The organism is Dellaglioa sp. CoH-57-MRSF-20 (genome assembly GCF_056781955.1).
In genome coordinates this window covers 1-316 of the sequence record NZ_JBXAXV010000210.1, presented here as the reverse complement: position 1 = coordinate 316, position 316 = coordinate 1, and the positions used below count along the sequence as shown (strand labels likewise).

The following is a 316-nucleotide window of genomic DNA, read 5'->3' as shown; positions in this document are numbered from 1 at the left end:
CTACAGCGCAACAGAACGGCTGATCCGTGACTATGTGATCAGCCTTTTGCAGAATGATTCGGCCGCCGCGTCCGAAATCACAAGCAAGATGACGGAACACGTGATGACCGAAATGCGTGACGATGAAGAAGTGATTGCCGCAATCGTCGCGGCAGCTACCTCGCGTATGGTGCGGCCATGAGCGCAACGCCAAAGTTCCCGATTTACCAAAAACGCGAATTTCGGTGCGGCAATCATCACGAGGAAGAGTACCTGATGATAGCTCCGAACTACCGCCTACGTGTGTCGTTGGTGTGGGAGCCGAAGCCAAATGCTC

Annotated in this window: 1 protein-coding gene; it reads left to right on the top strand. The window is 54.1% G+C overall.

The window, feature by feature from the left end; all coding sequences use genetic code 11:
• Positions 1-181 (top strand): hypothetical protein (locus AC1RPN_RS08795; protein ID WP_481763809.1); only part of this gene is annotated, 181 nt, incomplete at its 5' end.
• Positions 182-316: the final 135 nt, after the last annotated feature.